Annotated in this window: 19 protein-coding genes; 9 read left to right on the forward strand and 10 right to left on the reverse strand. The window is 45.4% G+C overall.

Annotated elements, in window-relative coordinates:
* Positions 1–38: 38 nt before the first annotated feature.
* The 5 genes from AYW76_RS13810 to AYW76_RS13830 all read right to left on the reverse strand — a co-directional run bounded on the left by AYW76_RS13810 (position 39) and on the right by AYW76_RS13830 (position 4,823).
* Entirely contained in the window at positions 39–1,163 is a 1,125-nt protein-coding gene (locus AYW76_RS13810) for a sulfate/molybdate ABC transporter ATP-binding protein (RefSeq protein WP_067221295.1), read from the reverse strand.
* 12 nt (positions 1,164–1,175) lie between these two features.
* Entirely contained in the window at positions 1,176–2,024 is an 849-nt protein-coding gene (cysW, locus tag AYW76_RS13815; RefSeq protein WP_067038427.1) for a sulfate ABC transporter permease subunit CysW, read from the reverse strand.
* Between the two features lie 15 nt (positions 2,025–2,039).
* Complete coding sequence (gene cysT, locus AYW76_RS13820) at positions 2,040–2,897, reverse strand: sulfate/thiosulfate ABC transporter permease CysT (protein WP_067221298.1); 858 nt, start codon at positions 2,895–2,897, stop codon at positions 2,040–2,042.
* Between the two features lie 78 nt (positions 2,898–2,975).
* The gene (cysP, locus tag AYW76_RS13825) at positions 2,976–3,989 is read right to left on the reverse strand and encodes a thiosulfate ABC transporter substrate-binding protein CysP (protein ID WP_067221301.1); all 1,014 of its coding nucleotides are present in this window, start codon (positions 3,987–3,989) and stop codon (positions 2,976–2,978) included.
* Between the two features lie 414 nt (positions 3,990–4,403).
* Positions 4,404–4,823, reverse strand: coding sequence for an SRPBCC domain-containing protein (locus AYW76_RS13830; RefSeq protein WP_067221303.1), 420 nt, complete (start codon positions 4,821–4,823; stop codon positions 4,404–4,406).
* 299 nt (positions 4,824–5,122) lie between these two features.
* Between AYW76_RS13830 and AYW76_RS13835 the strand changes: the two genes are divergently transcribed.
* The 6 genes from AYW76_RS13835 to AYW76_RS13860 all read left to right on the forward strand — a co-directional run bounded on the left by AYW76_RS13835 (position 5,123) and on the right by AYW76_RS13860 (position 11,233).
* A complete protein-coding gene (locus AYW76_RS13835; RefSeq protein ID WP_067221306.1) occupies positions 5,123–5,515 on the forward strand; it encodes a septal ring lytic transglycosylase RlpA family protein in 393 nt (130 codons plus the stop codon).
* 342 nt (positions 5,516–5,857) lie between these two features.
* The gene (locus AYW76_RS13840; RefSeq protein WP_067221309.1) at positions 5,858–7,837 is read left to right on the forward strand and encodes a HAMP domain-containing methyl-accepting chemotaxis protein; all 1,980 of its coding nucleotides are present in this window, start codon (positions 5,858–5,860) and stop codon (positions 7,835–7,837) included.
* 221 nt (positions 7,838–8,058) lie between these two features.
* Positions 8,059–8,688 (forward strand): hypothetical protein, encoded by a 630-nt coding sequence (locus AYW76_RS13845; protein WP_067221312.1) that lies wholly within the window; start codon positions 8,059–8,061, stop codon positions 8,686–8,688.
* A gap of 307 nt (positions 8,689–8,995) precedes the next feature.
* A complete protein-coding gene (locus tag AYW76_RS13850) occupies positions 8,996–9,181 on the forward strand; it encodes a Trp family transcriptional regulator (protein ID WP_156489083.1) in 186 nt (61 codons plus the stop codon).
* The gene (locus tag AYW76_RS13855; RefSeq protein ID WP_067221317.1) at positions 9,174–10,559 is read left to right on the forward strand and encodes an anthranilate synthase component I family protein; all 1,386 of its coding nucleotides are present in this window, start codon (positions 9,174–9,176) and stop codon (positions 10,557–10,559) included. Before AYW76_RS13850 ends, AYW76_RS13855 begins: the two co-directional genes overlap by 8 nt.
* A gap of 11 nt (positions 10,560–10,570) precedes the next feature.
* Positions 10,571–11,233, forward strand: a complete 663-nt coding sequence (locus tag AYW76_RS13860) for an anthranilate synthase component II (RefSeq protein ID WP_067221320.1) — start codon at positions 10,571–10,573, stop codon at positions 11,231–11,233.
* Positions 11,234–11,294: 61 nt separating this feature from the next.
* On the opposite strand, the gene AYW76_RS13865 is transcribed toward AYW76_RS13860, so the two are convergent.
* The gene (locus AYW76_RS13865) at positions 11,295–11,570 is read right to left on the reverse strand and encodes a type II toxin-antitoxin system RelE/ParE family toxin (protein ID WP_067221322.1); all 276 of its coding nucleotides are present in this window, start codon (positions 11,568–11,570) and stop codon (positions 11,295–11,297) included.
* A gap of 2 nt (positions 11,571–11,572) precedes the next feature.
* Positions 11,573–11,851: a type II toxin-antitoxin system RelB/DinJ family antitoxin gene (locus AYW76_RS13870; protein ID WP_067221325.1), complete on the reverse strand. Its 279-nt coding sequence runs from the start codon at positions 11,849–11,851 to the stop codon at positions 11,573–11,575.
* 209 nt (positions 11,852–12,060) lie between these two features.
* Between AYW76_RS13870 and AYW76_RS13875 the strand changes: the two genes are divergently transcribed.
* Entirely contained in the window at positions 12,061–13,080 is a 1,020-nt protein-coding gene (locus tag AYW76_RS13875; protein WP_067221328.1) for an adenosine deaminase, read from the forward strand.
* A gap of 59 nt (positions 13,081–13,139) precedes the next feature.
* On the opposite strand, the gene AYW76_RS13880 is transcribed toward AYW76_RS13875, so the two are convergent.
* The 3 genes from AYW76_RS13880 to AYW76_RS13890 form a co-directional block, all read right to left on the reverse strand.
* The gene (locus tag AYW76_RS13880) at positions 13,140–14,384 is read right to left on the reverse strand and encodes a saccharopine dehydrogenase family protein (protein WP_067221331.1); all 1,245 of its coding nucleotides are present in this window, start codon (positions 14,382–14,384) and stop codon (positions 13,140–13,142) included.
* A 35-nt stretch (positions 14,385–14,419) separates the two neighbouring features.
* Positions 14,420–15,517 (reverse strand): carboxynorspermidine decarboxylase, encoded by a 1,098-nt coding sequence (nspC, locus tag AYW76_RS13885; RefSeq protein ID WP_067038443.1) that lies wholly within the window; start codon positions 15,515–15,517, stop codon positions 14,420–14,422.
* A gap of 197 nt (positions 15,518–15,714) precedes the next feature.
* Entirely contained in the window at positions 15,715–16,170 is a 456-nt protein-coding gene (locus tag AYW76_RS13890) for a PA2169 family four-helix-bundle protein (protein ID WP_067038444.1), read from the reverse strand.
* 325 nt (positions 16,171–16,495) lie between these two features.
* Here AYW76_RS13890 and AYW76_RS13895 point away from each other — a divergent pair, with 325 nt between their 5' ends.
* Both AYW76_RS13895 and AYW76_RS13900 read left to right on the forward strand, forming a co-directional pair.
* Positions 16,496–16,912 (forward strand): TIGR01244 family sulfur transferase, encoded by a 417-nt coding sequence (locus AYW76_RS13895; RefSeq protein WP_067221333.1) that lies wholly within the window; start codon positions 16,496–16,498, stop codon positions 16,910–16,912.
* Positions 16,913–16,914: 2 nt separating this feature from the next.
* On the forward strand, positions 16,915–18,177 hold the full coding sequence (locus AYW76_RS13900) for an NAD(P)/FAD-dependent oxidoreductase (protein WP_067221336.1): 1,263 nt from the start codon (positions 16,915–16,917) through the stop codon (positions 18,175–18,177).
* Positions 18,178–18,323 lie beyond the last annotated feature (146 nt).

Raw genomic sequence — 18,323 nt, forward strand, 5'->3', positions numbered from 1 at the left:
TTCCTCATATCCGCTAGATAGGGAACACGCGACGTACGTTATTTTACCGTTTCATCTAATGAGCGAGACTGCCAAGATACTTGCTCAGGTGCTTGGTGGCTGTTTTCACGGAAGAAGTAGCCGTTACGAGGTTCGGCATAAACAATCTCACCACGCTTGACGGGATTGCGATCGTACTCAGAATGTGTCAAATCGGCTTCCCAGATTTGCTCTGATTGCCACTCATGAGGGGCCAGCTCGACACGAACTTCCGCACCAATAGGGTTTACCGCCACCACTTTCAAAGGGAGGTTGGCAATTTTACTGGCTTCAGTATGTAAAGACAGTTCGTGGGAGCGAATATAGAGCTGGCCACTGTTCATAGGCACATCACTGCTTGGCGCAGTGATCCAGGCGTTGTGATTATGCAAACGGCTTTGTGTAAGTTTGCCTTCAAAGACATTCACATTGCCGAGAAAGTCGAAGACAAAGCGACTGTTTGGTTGCGCGTACAATTGTGCCGGCTCGTCGATTTGTTCAATATGGCCATTACTCATTACAACGACACGATCTGATAGTTCAAGAGCTTCCTCTTGATCGTGTGTCACGAAGACACTGGTGAAGCCAATTTCATCATGTAGACTGCGCAACCATCGGCGTAATTCTTTACGCACTTTGGCATCAAGGGCACCGAATGGTTCGTCCAACAGTAAAACGTCAGGCTTGGTCGCCAACGCCCGCGCCAATGCGATACGTTGCTTTTGTCCACCTGACAGTTGTGATGGGTAGCGGTTGGCTAAATGCCCCAGTTGAACCATTTCCAACAAGTGTTTTACGCGATGCTGGATCTCTGTTTTGTTTGGGCGTTGTTTGGCGTCCATAACTTCTAGACCGAAGGCGACATTATCGGCCACTGTCATATGACGAAATAGCGCGTAGTTTTGGAACACAAACCCCACATGGCGATCACGTACATGCAGATTGGTCACGTCGCGATCACCGAACTGAATACGTCCTGAGTTGGCGCCTTCTAGACCTGCAATAATACGCAGGAGGGTCGTTTTGCCTGAGCCCGAAGGCCCCAAAAGACCAATCATTTCGCCTTCGTCGATGTTCAACGACATAGGCGACAACGCTTGGAATTGGCCGAATGTTTTAGAAATATTTTCTAAGCGAATACTCATAGTGTCACCTAATTAATGCAGTTGCTCGGCGCGTTCTTGGCGCCATTCGATAAAGGCTTTAAAAATCAATGTAATCAAAGCAATCAACGCCAGTAGAGAGGCGCTCGCGAAGGCGGCTGTGGCTTGGTAATCCTCGTATAACAGTTGAATATGCAGCGGTAGGGTATTGGTTTCCCCACGAATATTCCCCGATACAACCGACACCGCGCCAAACTCACCCACCGCACGGGCATTGGTTAAAATCACACCGTAGAGCAGTGCCCATTTGATATTAGGTAATGTGACGCGACGGAATAACTGCCAGCCGGAGGCACCTAAGATCACCGCCGCTTCTTCGTCTTCTCGGCCTTGTTGTTGCATCAATGGAATTAATTCCCGAGCGACAAAAGGACAGGTGACAAAAACAGTTACCATGACAATGCCAGGCCATGCGAACATAAGTTGCAAATCATGCTCGTAGAGCCACTCGCCGATCCAACCATTATTGCCGTAAAGCAATAAATACAGCAGGCCTGCCACGACAGGTGATACCGCAAAAGGAATGTCCATCAAGGTCATCATCAGTTTTCGGCCTGGGAACTCAAAACGTGTTACGGACCACGCCAGTAGTACGCCAAAAAATAAATTAATTGGCACAGTAAGTAACGCGACAAACAGCGTTAAACCAATGGCGTGTAAGGTATCAGGATCGCCAAGGCTGTCCCAATACACGGCCAGCCCATCGACAAATGCTTGTTCGAAGATACTGATTAATGGCACGACCAAGAGTAATGCTGTTAGCACCAATGTGATGCCAATCAGCGTGTATTTTACCGCTGGGCGGTCGCCCACGCGTTGTTGATGACGCTGTCCAGATGCCATATAGATTCCTCCGAATTAACGTCCGTGAAGGCGTTTTAGGTAACGCCCTTGCCAAATATTGATTGCAAACAGTAAAACCAAAGAGGCGATGAGTACCACTGAAGCAATGGCGCTAGCGGCAGGGAAATCGAACTCTTGCAGTCTAACGAAAATCATAAGAGAGGTAATCTCACTGACGTAAGGCATGTTGCCAGCAATGAAAATCACCGCACCAAATTCCCCTAAACTACGGGTGAACGACAGCGCGACACCCGTGACCAGCGCCGGCCATAGGGACGGCATAATAATACGTTGAAACACCGACCAGTCAGAGGCTCCCAAGGTAATACCTGCTTCCTCTTCTTCTGGGGAAAGTTCTTCTAGTACCGGCTGCACTGTACGGACCACAAAGGGAATGCTGGTAAATGACATGGCGACAATAATGCCCAGTGGCGTGTACGCCACTTTAATGCCCCATTGTGCTAACAGTTCCCCATACCAGCCATTTTCTGCATATAAAGTCGCGAGAGTGATGCCTGCCACCGCTGTCGGTAAAGCAAATGGCAAGTCCACTAACGCATCGAGAATACGCTTACCGGGAAACTCGTAACGCACCAGCACCCATGCCAGCAATAAGCCAAATACGCCATTAAATACCGAGGCGATAAGCGCGGCCCAAATAGTCACTTTGTAACTGGCGACCACACGCTCGTCGGTAATGACGTACCAGTATTCTGACCATCCCATGTCAGCGGTTTGCATCACTAGACCGGTCATCGGTAGTAGCAAAATCAAACTGATAAAAAATAAAGAGCTGCCAAGACTTAACCCAAAACCGGGAAGTACTCGCTTATGACGAGTTTTAGCGCTGGCAACGCTAAGAGAAGAGGGCATTGTTGTCACGCTCCTATAATAAAAACACAAACGCCGGACGCAATGCGCCCGGCGAAAACAGCGAATAAAAGCAGTGAATTAGCGACGCTGTAGTTGGTCTAGCTGCTTACCATTAGCAAAGATATCTCTCATGGCATTCGGCCAACCGCCTGCAATCTCTTCAACAGTTAGCAGTTTTACTTCTGGAAAACGATCCGCGACTTCGGCTTTAACTGTGTCATTGTGGACACGGTAATTAAAGCTTGCCAATAGACGCTGAGACTCTTCACTGTATAGATAGCTCAAGTATTCAGTCGATACGTCTAAGGTACCGTTCTTCTTAGCATTACGTTCTACAACCGCTACTGGAAACTCGGCTAGAATTGATGTTTTTGGTACCACCACTTCGTAATCATCCGCACCGTATTGTTGGCGAATGTTGTTAACCTCTGACTCAAATGTAATCAATACATCGCCGATACCGCGCTCAACAAATGTAGTCGTCGCGCCACGGCCGCCCGTATCAAACACTGAAACATTGCCTAAAAAGGTTTTTAAGAAGCTGTTTTGTTGTTCTGTTGCATTTTTACCGAACTGATCTTGTGCGTAACCATAGGCCGCAAGATACGTATAACGACCATTGCCTGATGTTTTAGGGTTCGGGAACACCAAAGCCACATCGTCTTTGACTAAATCGCCCCAGTCATGGATGTTTTTAGGGTTGCCTTTTCGGACAAGAAATGCCGTTGTTGAGTAATAGGGCGAGCTATTGTTTGGCAGCTTGCTCTTCCAGTCTTCGGCAACCAATTTGCCTCGATCCGCTAAGATTTGCACATCGGTAACTTGGTTAAAGGTGACGACATCGGCAGGCAAGCCTTGAAGGATAGAACGAGCTTGTTTCGACGAACCAGCATGAGATTGTTTGATCTCAACGGTTTGCCCCGTTTTTTCTTCCCAGTGTTTTTGGAATACTGGGTTATAGGTTGCAAACAATTCGCGCGCAATGTCATAAGACGTATTTAGGATGGTTTGATCCGCAGCGGATGCATTAACCGCTGAGCCAAGTAGCAAAGCACCCGCTACAGATTTAATCACTTTCAATTTTGATTTCATGGGAAGCCTCTAACGCGCTTGTAATGGTTGATTGTTGATCAGTAGCTTATTTAAAAGATTTGGTTATTACAATGATGAAAAATGGAAGATTTTGGAATAAAGAAATAAATTTCATTTATCTTCATTATTAATCGTGTATTAAGCCATACAAGATAGTGCGCAACCCGCATGGATATGGGCGGTTAAGTGTCTTGTGAAAGTGTTTAAGTAAGTGAAATGAAAAAAGTGACTTGAGTCGATATTTCAATCATTACGCATAACAGTGGAAGGAAACTCAGTTATAGTCGACTTTATTATCTAGGGGAGCCTGTAATGACACCACAAAAACTAATTGCCTTGATAGCTATTAAGGTCATAGTGCTGACACTCATTACATTTGCAATTGTTCTATGGGCTTAAGAGCAACTATTAGATTCAGCTTAGCAAACGGTTCGTTTCGACGATCTTTTTAAAGTAAGTCATGATGTGGCCATGCTGAGCAGTTTGTTCTATTTCTGGCGCTTTAGGATCGAGCTCGATGGTTTCGATCACTTCGGTGCCCTCTAGGCTTTCTTTGAAGTGAATACTTACTTTCCGGCCATCATTAAATCTGTATTCAATCAGCCTAAGTAGCTTTAAACGCTTAAAGATACCCTCAAAATCAACGACTTCACTGCCATCTACCCTTTCTATGCGGTAGAAAAACTTGCCGCCTTCATGAAGATCTACCTCAGCTTTAGGGCAGTACCAATCGATTGATGCACCGTTCCAGTCTTGCAGTATCGCAGGCGTTGTCCACGCTTCCCAGACAGTTTCGAGCGATGCTTTTATATGTGTTTCTACGGTGATTTCCATATGAGTGTCCTTTCTCTAATTCCATGTGTATAGATTTATAGATGAGTTATCAGGCCATGTCGAGGCGTACCTTTCCAGCTCTTTGAAACGAAAGTGTTGATATTGTGTAAAGTGTCTATCTTTAACTATTAAAAATAATTATAGATCCTCGCTGCATATTGGCCAATGAAGAAATTGTGACTGGCTGGTTATCGCAGTCTGTTTTGAATCATTGATCGATATGCACTGTGCTAATATTTCTAGAAGTAGTGAAGGTTAGCTAACCTCACTCTTTTTCTAAAGGATTGGCTAGGAGTCCCATGAGCATAAAAAAAATACTAATAATGGCCTGCGTCTGCGTTGGTCTTACAGCCTGTTCTGGGGGGCTTCTTAGTCGCGATGATGCCAAAGGATTTTCTCAACAAGGCAAAGCCAGTTTTTATGCAGATAAATTTCAAGGTCGTCTTACCGCCAATGGTGAACGGTTTAATCAACGAGCCCAAACCGCAGCCCATAAACGCTTGCCTTTTGGCGCTAAAGTACGTGTAACCAACATTGCTAACAATAAAAGCACAGTCGTCCGTATTAACGATCGAGGGCCGTTTGTCAGTGGACGAGTCATCGATCTGAGTAAATCCGCTTTCCGCCATATTGGCAATACACGTCAGGGTGTAATAGACGTCAAAATAGAAGTTCTGGATAATGGGGCATAAAAATCTAATATAATTTACCGTTTCCCTAATAAGTTTCTTTAGGGGGTATTTTCTATAAATGGATCAATTTAATTGTTCATAGTTTCACTTACTCTATTTTTAATGCGTTTATTCTAAAGCAATCAACTCCTTCGTTAGTCTTATATAGGCGCCTTCGATAAAACACATTGTGTATCTCTGACTTTATGCTAATTTATTCTAAGCATTAATAGACGTAGTCATCTTGAAATTTGGCTAAGACTATATCCTGCATACTCAGTATCAGCGTTGTTTGTTTTACTTTGAATTAATGTAATGGACTTAAGAGCGTCATATTTAATAATTACCGTAAGGACGACAAATATGCTCACATTTAAACGAAAGTTATTACTTGGCTTTGGGGTCCTAGTTGCCCTACTGGTTATTGTTGGCCTCATTGCCTTTAGTGGTATCTCTAGCTCATCCAAAGATTTTGATCATTACCGTCAGCTAGCGCGTTCTACGAAAGCTGCGAATGAGGTGCAAGGCAATCTGCTGATGATGCGTATGTATGTCAAAGATTATTTAATCACCTCGGAGTTATCCGATCAGCAAGGCTTTGCTAGTTATCTGGAAGAAACACGGAAGGATTTATTACGCGCCAAAGAAGCAATAGCGGAGCCTGCTTTTGTGCAAATTTTAGATCGACAAATGGCCACTTTGAACCAGTACTCACAAGGCTTCGATAAAGTGGTGAAGGATACCAGTACGTTTGATCAAGTCTTAGATAATGTCCTATCTGTGAAAGGAGCTGAGCTTGAGAAGCTTCTCACTAAGCTGCTGCAATCAGAGCGTGACAAGGGTGACGAAGTAGCGGTCTATCAGTTGTCGATGGCTATGCGTAATGTCCTACTAGGGCGCTTGTATGTGCTGAAATATGTTGACTCGATCAGCACCAATGATGCGGCGCGGGTGAACGAGGAGTTTGCTTACGCTGATAAATTGCTGACGACTTTGATTCAAGACGCTTCAGATAGCGAGTTGAAACAGGATTTGCAAACAGCCGATGGGCTGTTGAATGACTACATAGAAGGGGTCGCTGCTTTAATACAAGCGGGGAGTTCGCGTCAGGAAGTCGTGGATCAGCAGCTAGATGTACTAGGGCCTCAGATCGCAGCAGAGCTGAATGATCTGATTGAGCAGGAGGCTATGTTACAAGATGCTCTTGGACCGCAAGTCGAGCAAAAAAATCATCTGATAGTCATGGCGATTCTTGCCTGTGTGTTGGTCTCAATCGCTATCGGTATAGGAACCGCATGGGCGATTCTGCGTTCTACACAAAAGCAATTAGGTGGTGATCCAGCCTATGTTTCTGGTATTGCGAAGACCGTGGCAGAAGGCGACTTGAGCATTGACTTACCGCCATCAACGGCATCACCTGATAGCTTGTATGCGAATATTCGTCAGATGGTCTCGTCTTTGCAAACCAAAGCCAATCTCGCACAGAAAATTGCTGATGGAGATTTAACAGTTCAAGTGAGCCTTGCCTCTGACAAAGACGTGTTAGGGCAGGCACTGCAAGTAATGGTGGAGCGGTTACGACACGTGTTGTCTGAAGTGCAATTGGCAGGGGAGCAAATTGCCGCAGGCAGTTCACAGGTATCGACGTTCAGTCAATCTTTAGCGGAAGGAGCGACGCATCAAAAAGATAGCCTAGAATCGATTGCATCAGCTTTGGAACAGTTGTCATCACAAACACGACAAAATGCAGACAGTGCTTCAGAAGCCAATAGCCTTGCTGAAGAAGCGCAGAAGTCGGTCTCTCAAGGGCAATCGCATATGGAAGAGATGATGCTTTCTATGAATGAGATCAAAGATGCGGGTGATCAAATCAGTGATTTCATTAAAACGATTGATGAAATCGCAGAGCAAACCAATTTGCTAGCACTCAATGCGGCCATTGAAGCCGCTCGAGCAGGGGAGCAAGGACGAGGTTTTGCCGTGGTGGCCGATGAAGTACGCAGCTTGGCTTCCCGTAGTACACAAGCGGCTGAAGAAACATCGAAACTGATACACCTATCTGAAAGCAAAACAAAGAAAGGTGCTGAAATCGCCGAAAACACCGCTAAAGCACTGAACTCCATTTTTGATAGCATCAACCAAACCTCTAGCTTAGTCGCAACCATATCATCGGCTAGCAACGAGCAAGCACAAGCCGTTGATGAGGTGTCCCGTGGAGTCACGGAAGTAGATGGCGTCGTCCAAACGAATGCATCGGCTTCTGTAGAAGGTGCTGCCGCTGCTGAGGAGCTAAGCGGTCAAACACGTTCATTATCGGATATGATGCGACAGTTTAAATTTTAACGGCTAACTCTATCGGTTCACGTTTTCAGCCTCTTCTACTGACAGTGGAAGAGGCTTTCTTTGTTTTGGTTAATCTCACCCTTGTAAGAGCGTGGTAAAGTTTATTGAGAGGCGATCAGATATTCGATTACAGTACACTGCTTGAATGGCATTCCTTTGAAATTCGGGCTGTTTGAAACATTGATTAGGTGGGTATTATCCATTCAGGCTAGGAATAAACCGTGGTAAAACATAAAGGCAAACGCGTCGGGAACCGTAAAAAAGCCACTCCGCCGAAACAACCCTATGCTATTAACTATCCTCTACTCAAGAATCTTGCATTTTTTCTACCGTTTCTAAGCATTGCGATCAAAGTGATTTTAGGGAATAACTTCGTGACAGAAAAAGAGGTTCTTGATGTGGCCTTTTGGATTTCTGCCTTAGTTACACTCGCTGCACTCTGTTTATTTTACGCCTTAGCAAGTCTTAATTTACTTTACCCTAAGCCAAACTTCTCAAGTGATTCAGCGCTATGGAAAAGCGTAAAGCTGCTTGGTTATGGATTAAGTCTATTTTGTATTATTTGGCCTTGCCTGTCCTCTACAGGTCCAATGCTGTTTACCTTGAGCACGAATACGATTAAAGAAACGCTCGTTGTGGCTGAAAAGTCCACTCGAACCACCACCCGTGGCTGCAAATGGTTCATCAGAGGTAAAGGGTCATTACAGCACTTTATGCACTGCATCAGTCATGAAGAGTATTTCTATTTGCCTCAAGCGCCTGTCTTAGTCAGCATCGACGCGGCCCATTCTCAGTTTGGCTATTTTGTCGTCGATTATAATCATCTAGTTGGCACCATCGAGTCTAGATGATCTCAAAACATTAGATTAAGAGACTGGGTTGTTTCTTTAAGAGCACGCTTACTTTTCGATCATGGGGTGACTTCGAAAGATTTTCTTCCTTTTTGACGTCTTCTCCGGGTCTTGGTGAATGCAAAACAAAAGCCCATTGTTTTTTTGCCTGCAAGAAGTGTACGTCGAAAAAATATTTTGAAAAATAAGTGTGTAGTATTGCGTCTAGGAATGAAAAAATATAACGTACTAGTACATTGATACGTCAAGGTACGCCTTTGTGCAGAATTTGATTCATTACTTTTTAGACACACCTCATTCTGAAGCGATGAAAAAGAAGCTGAATGCTTTGCTGACGCCGACTGAAATCAGCGAAATGCAGCGTCGTTTGCAGATTTTTGAACTGTTAGAACAAGGTGTGTCACAACGCGAAATTGCCAAACAGCTAGGTGTGGGGATTGCGACCGTAACTCGCGGTTCCCGCGCTTTAAAGGAATTAAAAGATCATGAGTAACCTTCCGCCACGCATCGAGTTGCCACGTAAGCCTAAATACGTGACTATCAGCTCGGACTGTGACTTTTTCGACATGTTTAAAAAAGTCGAAAAGCAATTTTCCAACTGCTTTATGTTGGAGTCTCTGGGTGAAGAGAGTTATATCTCGCGTCACTCTATCATTGGTTTCGATCCGGAGAAATTGTTGTGGGCAGAAGGGAAGACTTTGTTCATACAAGAGCGCGATGGTGCGACACAATCTTATGAATCCGATAACCCTTATTACTTACTGCGCAGCATTGTGCCGCAGAATATTATCTCGCGCGGTTATGCGGGAGGGTTAACGGGCTACATTGGCTATGATGCGATGAATTACTTTGAGCCAACGCTGAATCTGCAAACCAGCGATATGTTCGACGGCTTCCGTTTTGGTTTGTACAAAGATGGCTTGATCTTGGACAAGATGACGGGGCAAGTTTTCTACTTCTACTACGATCAAGACCGATCAGAGTTAGTGCAGTCTTTATTGGATGCACCGGTTCCTGTCAATGGTTCGTTGGTCGTGACGCCAGCTGGGGAATCAATGACTCGTGAAGAGCATGCGCAAGCCGTCGCGAAAGTAAAGCAAGACATTATCGACGGTAAGATATTCCAAACCGAAGTGGGCTTTAAAAAGTGGTTCGACCTAGAGGGCGATACCATCGCTATCTACGAGCAAATGCGCATCATTAACCCATCGCCACAGATGTATTACCTAAAGTTCGGTGAGCAAAAAGTGATTGGCGCCAGTCCTGAACTGCTGTTCCGTCTGCGTCAAGGTGAGATGGAAACCTTCCCATTAGCGGGCACGGCAAAACGGGGTGTGGATGAAAAAGAAGACGTCGCCTTGGCCCGTGCCTTGTTGAATGATCCGAAAGAGATTGCTGAACACAATATGATTGTGGATCTGCATCGTAACGATATCGGACGTGTGGCACGCTTTGGTACGGTCAAAGTACGTTCTTTAATGGACATCAAGCGCTTTAGTCACGTTCAGCATATTTCCAGTGAAATTGTCGGCATTATCGCCGACGATCAAGATATGTTCTCTGCCCTAGCAAGCAATTTTCCAGCGGGGACTCTGACCGGCGCTCCGAAGATCGAGTCGATGAAAATTATTGATGACATGGAAAGTGATGGCCGCGGTCCTTATGGCGGTGCGGTTGGACAGTTTTCCTTCAATGGTGATTGTCATTTCGCGATTCCGATTCGTACGGTATTCGCTAGGGGTAATAAAGCTTACGTACAAACGTGTGGTGGCAATGTATATGACTCCAACGCCGCCGGAGAGTACGAAGAAATTCAACGTAAATTTGCTGGCACCAAGCGTGTGCTAGATCAATTCGCTCCCGTGCAGTAAGGGCTTAGCAGATGAAAGTGTTAATTATTGATAACTATGATTCATTTACCTATAACCTTTACCAATACATTGGCGAAGTCCTAATGGCTGCGCAAAGCCAAGGTAAGTTGGATCGTTTTGATGTAGTGGTGAAGCGTAATAACGAAGTGAGCTTGGCGGATGTTGAAGCGCTCCATCCAGATCGTATTATTATTTCTCCAGGCCCCGGGTCGCCAGACGATGAAGCCTACTTCGGTGTCTGTGCTGAGGTGATTCGCGAGTTGGGCAAAACCATTCCATTGATGGGGGTTTGCTTGGGTATGCAGGGTATTTGTCACGTATTTGGTGGCAAGGTGGTCAAAGCCCATGTGCCCATGCACGGTAAAGTCAGCCCAATTAGTCATAACGCGGAAGGCATTTTCCATGATATTCCAGATCAGCTGGAAATTATGCGCTACCACTCATTGATGGCCGAGCCTGAAAGCTTGCCAGAGTGCTTAGAAGTGACGTCTGCGGTTGGAGATCTAAAGGTCGAAGACTTTGCTAACCATAAAGTGATTCACCAAGGTGGGGATTACGAAATCATGGGTGTGCGTCACAAGGACTACCCGATCCAAGGGATTCAATTCCATCCGGAGTCCTTTGCGACCGAAGGCGGCCGAGATTTGATTAAGAACTTTTTGTTTCAGATGTGAAAAGTAAATGTAGACAGCTAATGTGATACGACTAAAGCCCAGCTCTAATGCTGGGCTTTGCTTATGTTGGAAACTTCTGCTTCATATGTAAGATACGCAGAATCTTGATATCGGCTTGATCAAGGTGATGCAGCACCAACAGTGACACATCAGGAATAATCAGCATTCTACCTTTTTGATTTGGTTTCACCACGCCCATATGGGGTTCATCGATAAGCAGTTTGATTTTCTCAACCAGTAGATCATCGGTTTTATCTGCGGCGATGGGGTTAAACTCGTATAAGAATTCGTAGAGGCGTTTACGATCCTTTAGGGCGTCCTTTTCCCATAAAATCATACTTACACCTTAGCCTTAAGTGCGGCTTTGAAAGCTTCCATTTCAGCGTCTGCTTGCTCAGCGTCTACAAATTCGGCTTGCTGTGATTCAAGCTTGTCAAATGCGCGCTCAACTTGTTCTGCTAGCCATTGATCGTGTGATAGACGCTTCCGTTGTTGCTCGGCCAGTTGCTCTGCAAGTGCTCGGCAAGCGCCACTTAAGGTAGTTCCTTGGCTTTCTGCCATCATCTGAGCTAAACGCTTAGTTTCTTCATCCACACGAAATTGAATACGTGTCTCCATCAGTTTGCTCCTTCATAATGGTGTCTGACAAATGTTAGCACAGGATTTATAAGGGGGCGGTTTTTTCTCTCTTTAGCCTGTTTTTTGCTTTAAAATACAAACTAACCAAATAGTTAAGTTTTCTAAAATGGCAAACCCTTGCTAACTTTTAGAGAGCCATAAAGACAACAATACATTCCATCGAGAAAGCATTAAGTAAGGGGAGAGTCATGACCAGCTCTGAAGCATTATTAGATTTGGCAATGAAAATGCCAAAGGCGGAGCTGCATTTGCATATTGAAGGCACGTTTGAGCCTGAGCAAATGTTCGCCATTGCCCAACGTAACCACGTGGCGCTTAAGTACGATTCGGTGGCAGCGCTGAAAGCGGCATACCAGTTTGAAAACTTACAAGACTTCTTAGATCTGTATTATCAAGGCATGTCTGTGTTGCTCAATGAGCAGGACTTCTATGATCTGACGATGGCGTATCTTAAGCGTGCCCACGAAGACAACGTAGTGCATGTGGAGATCTTTTTTGATCCGCAAGGGCACCTCAGTCGTGGAGTAAGCTTTGACACGCAAATCAAAGGTATCTATGGCGCCCTGAAAGACGCTGAGCGTGACTTTGGTATGACGTTTAAGTTAATCATGTCATTTCTACGTCATTTAGACGAAGCCAGTGCGTTTGAAGCGTTAGCGTTAGCCAAGCCTTATTTGGAGATGATCGACGGAGTAGGGTTAGACAGCTCTGAAGTCGGTCACCCACCGGTTAAATTTGAAAATGTATTCCGCGAGTGCAAAGCACTTGGCTTGCTTATCACGGCGCACGCGGGTGAAGAGGGCCCTCCTGAGTATGTTTGGCAGGCGCTGGATGTGATTGGCGTGGATCGCATCGATCACGGTAATCGTGCACTTGAAGATGAGGATTTGATTGCCACGATTAAACATAAAGGCCTGACATTGACAGTATGCCCTCTATCAAATCTAAAACTATGTGTCGTGGAGACTTTAGAAGAACACCCGATCCGAAGCATGTTGCGCTTAGGTCTGAATGCTACCGTGAATTCTGATGATCCTGCCTACTTTGGCGGTTATATGAATGATAATTACGCAGCCTTAGTTCAAGAAACACAGTTGACCAAGGAAGAATTATATCGCTTGGCATGCAATGCGTTTACTGGGAGCTGGTTAACAAAGGCGGAACAGGCTCCTCATTTAGCGCGTTTAAAAGCGCTATTCGAAGCGTAAAAAAGCAAAAAAAAAGCCCAGCATAAGCTGGGCTTTTAAGCATTGATTCAGTACGAAATTTAAGCGTTGTACTCGAATGGACGGTCGCCATCTTCGTCTTTAATACGAGTTGGCAGTCCCATGGTATTCAATAGCGCTAGGAACGGACGTGAATCCAATTGTTCTACGTTACGCATCTCAGCACAGTCCCAAGTGCCGTTCGCCACAAGAATCGCCGCCGCAACCGGTGGTACGCCCGCCGTGTAAGAAATACCTTGGCTACCCACCTCGTTATAGGCGTCTTTGTGATCGGCTACGTTGTAGATGAAGACTTCTTTTTCTTTGCCGTCTTTCATGCCTTTCACAACATCGCCGATACAGGTGTTGCCTGTGTAGTCTGGTGCTAAAGAAGAAGGGTCAGGCAGCACTGCTTTAACTACTTTAAGTGGGACTACTTCTAGACCTTCTGCGGTTTTCACTGGTTGCTCAGACAGTAACCCGAGATTCTGTAGAACAGTGAAGACATTGATGTAATGCTCACCAAAGCCCATCCAAAAACGTACGTTAGGTACGTCTAGGTTTTGCGAAATCGAATGAACTTCATCATGGCCGCTCATGTACGTCGTTTGCTTGCCTACTACAGGCAAGTCGTCTGTACGGCTGACTTCAAACATTTTGTTGACGTTCCATTCGCGATTCTGCCAAGAGTAGACAACGCCGGTAAATTCACGGAAGTTGATCTCTGGGTCGAAGTTGGTCGCGAAGTACTTGCCATGGCTGCCCGCGTTTACATCAATGATGTCGATGTCTGTGACTTTATCGAAGTAATGGTTGTAAGCAAGCGATGCATAAGCGTTTACCACACCTGGATCAAAACCTACGCCAAGAATAGCGGTTACACCTTTTTCTTTACAGGCTTCACGGCGCTTCCACTCGTAGTTTGCGTACCATGGTGGGGTTTCACAGATTTTGTTTGGCTCTTCGTGAATCGCTGTGTCTAGGTAGGCTACGCCTGTTTCCATACACGCTTCAAGCACTGACATATTAATGAACGCAGAACCTACGTTAATTACGATTTCAGAGTTGGTTTCTTTGATTAGCTTAACTGTTGCTGGGATGTCCAATGCGTTTAGGGAATATGCCTCGATGCGGCCCTCAACTTTCATGGCTCCTTTTTCTTTCACACTGGCAACGATCTCTTCGCATTTGGCAACGCTGCGTGAGGCAATGGCGATATCGCCCAGTGTGTCATTGTGTTGGGCGCATTTATGTGCCACAACACGGGCTACCCCTCCGGCACCGATAATCAGTACGTTCTTTTTCATAATAGTGCTATCTCCAGTTTAGAAATGATGCAGCCTTAGGAAAGGTTGTGCATAAAGTCGTCGTAATCAAATTCACGAACCAGTTCTATTGTGCCGTCTAATTGTTTCACCGCGATGGATGGCATTTTGACACCGTTAAACCAGTTCTTTTTCACCATGGTATAACCGGCCGCATCCTCGATGGAAATGCGATCGCCTACGTTGAGCGCTTGATTAAACTTAAATTCGCCGAAAATATCGCCCGCTAGGCAAGACTTACCGCAGATCATATATTCGTGTTCGCCGTCGCATGGCGTCATGCGCGCGTTTTCACGATAGATTAATAGGTCGAGCATGTGGGCTTCGATGGAGCTGTCGACAATGGCTAAGTGTTTACCGTTGTAAAGCGTATCCAAAACCGTGACTTCTAATGTCGTGCTTTTCGTGATGGATGCTTCGCCAGGCTCCAGATAAACCTGCACACCGTATTTGTCAGAGAATGCCTTCAGGCGAGCGCAGAAGCGATCAATTGGGTAATCGTCACCGGTAAAATGAATACCGCCACCCAGACTGATCCAGTGCATTTTCTCGATTAAATAGCCAAAGCGCTCTTCGATCAGTGTCAGCATTTCATCGAAGCGGTCGAAGTTATTGTTCTCACAATTATTGTGGAACATGAAGCCAGAAATGTCGTCGATCACAGTTTCTATACGCTTTGGATCCCACTCACCTAAGCGGCTAAACGGGCGAGCAGGATCGGCAATAATGAATTCAGAGGTGCTGACCTGTGGGTTGACTCGAAGCCCACGAGTTTTATCTTGGCTGGCCTCTTTGAAACGCTCGAATTGCCCGATAGTATTAAAAATTATTTTATCGCTGTGTGCTAATACTTCGGCGATTTCATTATCAGCATAGGCGACACTGTAAGCGTGAGTTTCGCCAGCGAACTTTTGTTTGCCGAGCTTCACTTCGTATAAGGAAGAGGAGGTCGTGCCGTCCATGTACTCTTGCATCAGGTCAAATACGGACCATGTTGCAAAACATTTCAACGCCAACAAAGACTTCGCGCCAGACTGTTCGCGCACGTAAGCAATTTTCTCAAGGTTTTTGAGAAGTTTGGCTTTATCAATGAGGTAATAAGGTGTCTGTAACATGGCCGTCAGCCTCAAAATGTGAAAAGGCGGTATTCTAGTAGAAAGGGCATCACGTGACTAGCGCGAAAAATGTACTTTATACTCACATTTGCTGAGTTTTGGCGTGATATAGGTGCAATCTAGAATGAATGTTATGTTTTGGTAGAAACAAAAAACGGCCCTTGAAAGGGCCGTTTTGAAAGATATTTAAAACGTAATCAATGAGTTGTGATCTGCAGCGCTTTCATTTCATCATGGCACTCTTTCATGCGTGCCTGTACTGCGCGTAGTGCTCGCTCACAACCTGCAGGCTGATCTAGCTTAAGCGCTTCATCAAGTTCTTCGAGTACCTTGTCTTCCACTTCTTCTAATTGATCAACGTAGGTGTGCTCAGTTGAATCTCGGCTCACTTTATCAAGTACTTTGGTGTACGCCTGACGAGCACTGACCTCAAAGCTTGAATCGTTTTCTGGCTCGCCATTTTCAGCGATTGCAAACGGTTGTAGCTCTGTAACAGCAGATTCTTTAGCGTCGATCATTTTATCAAACATACGCTGGATTCTAGGGCTGTCTACTTCCTGTTTCGCCTTTTCATAAAAATCGATGCCACCGTTCATTACTTTAATGATGTCTGCTACGTGCTTTGTTTCAATCGCTTGTGTTGAGTTATTCATCTTACTCTCCTTCGTTTCATCCAATCTTTCGGTCGAGTAGGCGTTTCGCAACGTGTTGGTAACTAGGATTGGCGTAAAGGCGAAAAGATTCAAGCGAAGTTGCGAGACTGCACGCTTGCTTCACTTGAGCTTTTTATTTCTGACACATTGTCTTGTATTGCGCACGAATGAAACAGAATGTTGATGGTTTTCTGTTTGTCGAACTGTCAATTTCGAGAGAGATGTCTTATTATAAATATCTAATATATTATAAGCTTATTCTTTTTGGTTATTTGTTTTTGGTTTACCTATTTGAATAGGCATCAGAGAGCACCTTGGAGCCAATATGAGACATATCACACCTACATTCTATGTTGCTGAGCAACTGACGCTTGAGCAAATTCCTGAACTAGCCAAAGAGGGGGTTCAGCACATCATTTGCAACCGCCCAGATAACGAAGGAGAGAATCAAGCAAATAGTGAAGTAATACAGCAAGCGGCTGAACGACATGGGATGAGTTTCCATTATCTAGCAACGGAGCCGGGGCAGTTTGATTCGAGTTTAGTGTCGCAATTTGGCGATCTAGTAGGACAGCTAGAGGGGAAAACGCTTGCCTACTGTCGAACTGGGACGCGCAGTTTGTCGTTATGGACTCTGGCAAACCCAGAGAGCAAATCGCGAGGCGACTTATTGTTATTGGCGGAGCAGGCGGGCTACAACATGTCAGGTTTAATTGAGCGTGTGGCAGACGTAGAGGGCTGAAAATGAATTCAACAATGCAGAATAATCACCATGAAGTAGTCATTGTCGGTGCAGGGGCCGGCGGCTTAGCTGTCGCAGCCAGTCTCTTGAAGCGACAGCCTGGTTTAAATATTGCCGTAGTTGATCCATCCATGGAGCATTCTTATCAGCCTGGCTGGACATTAGTAGGTGGAGGTGTCTTTAAACGCGAGCAAACTCGTCGACCAATGGCCTCAGTGGTGCCTTCTAAAGTGAAGCACTATCAACAAGCGGTTGTTGCCTTTCAGCCAGATTTACATACCATCGAAATGGACTGTGGCGAGCATCTACATTACGGTGTTTTAGTTGTTGCTCCTGGGCTGAAGCTTAATTGGGACGCGATTCCGGGTTTGCAAGAAACATTAGGCAAAAATGGTGTTGCGTCGAATTATGCGTGGGACTATGCACCTTATACGTGGCAAAACGTTCAGCAATTGAAAAAAGGCAAAGCCATTTTTACACAGCCACCGATGCCTATTAAATGTGCTGGCGCGCCACAAAAGGCGATGTATCTCGCTTGCAGTGAGTGGCTGTCGAAAGGTGTTTTACCCGACATCGAGGTCGAGTTCTGTAATGCTGGCGGCGTATTATTTGGGGTTGCGGATTACGTGCCAGCGTTGGAAAGCTATATAAAAAAGTATGGGATTGATCTGAATTTAGGCCAAAACCTAGTGGCGGTCGATGGGGAAAATAAGATCGCAACGTTTGAAACGGTATCAGAGCAGGGCGAAAAAGTTCGTATCGAAAAAGAATTTGACATGTTGCATGTTTGCCCTCCCCAAGGGCCTCTAGATGTTATTAAAGATAGCCCATTGTCAGACGATGCGGGTTGGTTTGATGTGCACCCAGATACGCTGCAACATAAGCAATATAAGGACGTGTTTGGTTTGGGGGACGGTACCAATACCCCTAATGCAAAAACAGCCGCTGCTGTGCGTGCTCAAGCCCCCGTCGTGGCAGAGAATGTTTTGTCCGTTTTGGTTAATCAGCCGCCTCGTGCAATATACGATGGCTACGGCTCTTGCCCGCTTACTGTCGAGCGAGGCAAAATTGTTTTGGCGGAGTTCGCCTATGGCGGCAAGATAAAACCGTCGTTCCCAAAATGGTTTATTGACGGTACTCAGCCGTCGTATCTAGCTTGGCTGTTGAAAGAGAAAAGTTTACCATGGGTATATTGGCAAGGCATGTTGAAAGGACATGAGTGGTTGGTAACGCCAACGATTTCGTCGAAACCACCGCGACAGTAACTTAGTCTAAAAGGCGCTTCCTAGGCGCCTTTATTACGTGTAACCCCTGCACGAGTATTTCTTGAAAAAATAGATCAAAAGCCAGTCTTAGTAAAAGGTCAAACTTGAGAGGTAGAAGCATAGACGGTTTATCAATTTAGCCGATT

The sequence above is a fragment of the Marinomonas gallaica genome (assembly GCF_001639745.1).
GTDB lineage: Bacteria > Pseudomonadota > Gammaproteobacteria > Pseudomonadales > Marinomonadaceae > Marinomonas > Marinomonas gallaica.

Bases quoted from the DNA above. Each gene is read 5' to 3' on its own strand.
- AYW76_RS13880 (WP_067221331.1), bottom strand. From the start codon at position 14,384: ATGAAAAAGAACGTACTGATTATCGGTGCCGGAGGGGTAGCCCGTGTT.
- cysW (WP_067038427.1), bottom strand. From the start codon at position 2,024: ATGGCATCTGGACAGCGTCATCAACAACGCGTGGGCGACCGCCCAGCG.
- AYW76_RS13875 (WP_067221328.1), top strand. From the start codon at position 12,061: ATGACCAGCTCTGAAGCATTATTAGATTTGGCAATGAAAATGCCAAAG.
- AYW76_RS13870 (WP_067221325.1), bottom strand. From the start codon at position 11,851: ATGGAGACACGTATTCAATTTCGTGTGGATGAAGAAACTAAGCGTTTA.
- nspC (WP_067038443.1), bottom strand. From the start codon at position 15,517: ATGTTACAGACACCTTATTACCTCATTGATAAAGCCAAACTTCTCAAA.
- AYW76_RS13860 (WP_067221320.1), top strand. From the start codon at position 10,571: ATGAAAGTGTTAATTATTGATAACTATGATTCATTTACCTATAACCTT.
- AYW76_RS13810 (WP_067221295.1), bottom strand. From the start codon at position 1,163: ATGAGTATTCGCTTAGAAAATATTTCTAAAACATTCGGCCAATTCCAA.
- AYW76_RS13835 (WP_067221306.1), top strand. From the start codon at position 5,123: ATGAGCATAAAAAAAATACTAATAATGGCCTGCGTCTGCGTTGGTCTT.
- AYW76_RS13895 (WP_067221333.1), top strand. From the start codon at position 16,496: ATGAGACATATCACACCTACATTCTATGTTGCTGAGCAACTGACGCTT.
- AYW76_RS13850 (WP_156489083.1), top strand. From the start codon at position 8,996: ATGAAAAAGAAGCTGAATGCTTTGCTGACGCCGACTGAAATCAGCGAA.
- AYW76_RS13855 (WP_067221317.1), top strand. From the start codon at position 9,174: ATGAGTAACCTTCCGCCACGCATCGAGTTGCCACGTAAGCCTAAATAC.
- AYW76_RS13840 (WP_067221309.1), top strand. From the start codon at position 5,858: ATGCTCACATTTAAACGAAAGTTATTACTTGGCTTTGGGGTCCTAGTT.
- AYW76_RS13900 (WP_067221336.1), top strand. From the start codon at position 16,915: ATGAATTCAACAATGCAGAATAATCACCATGAAGTAGTCATTGTCGGT.
- AYW76_RS13890 (WP_067038444.1), bottom strand. From the start codon at position 16,170: ATGAATAACTCAACACAAGCGATTGAAACAAAGCACGTAGCAGACATC.
- AYW76_RS13865 (WP_067221322.1), bottom strand. From the start codon at position 11,570: ATGATTTTATGGGAAAAGGACGCCCTAAAGGATCGTAAACGCCTCTAC.
- AYW76_RS13830 (WP_067221303.1), bottom strand. From the start codon at position 4,823: ATGGAAATCACCGTAGAAACACATATAAAAGCATCGCTCGAAACTGTC.
- cysT (WP_067221298.1), bottom strand. From the start codon at position 2,897: ATGCCCTCTTCTCTTAGCGTTGCCAGCGCTAAAACTCGTCATAAGCGA.
- cysP (WP_067221301.1), bottom strand. From the start codon at position 3,989: ATGAAATCAAAATTGAAAGTGATTAAATCTGTAGCGGGTGCTTTGCTA.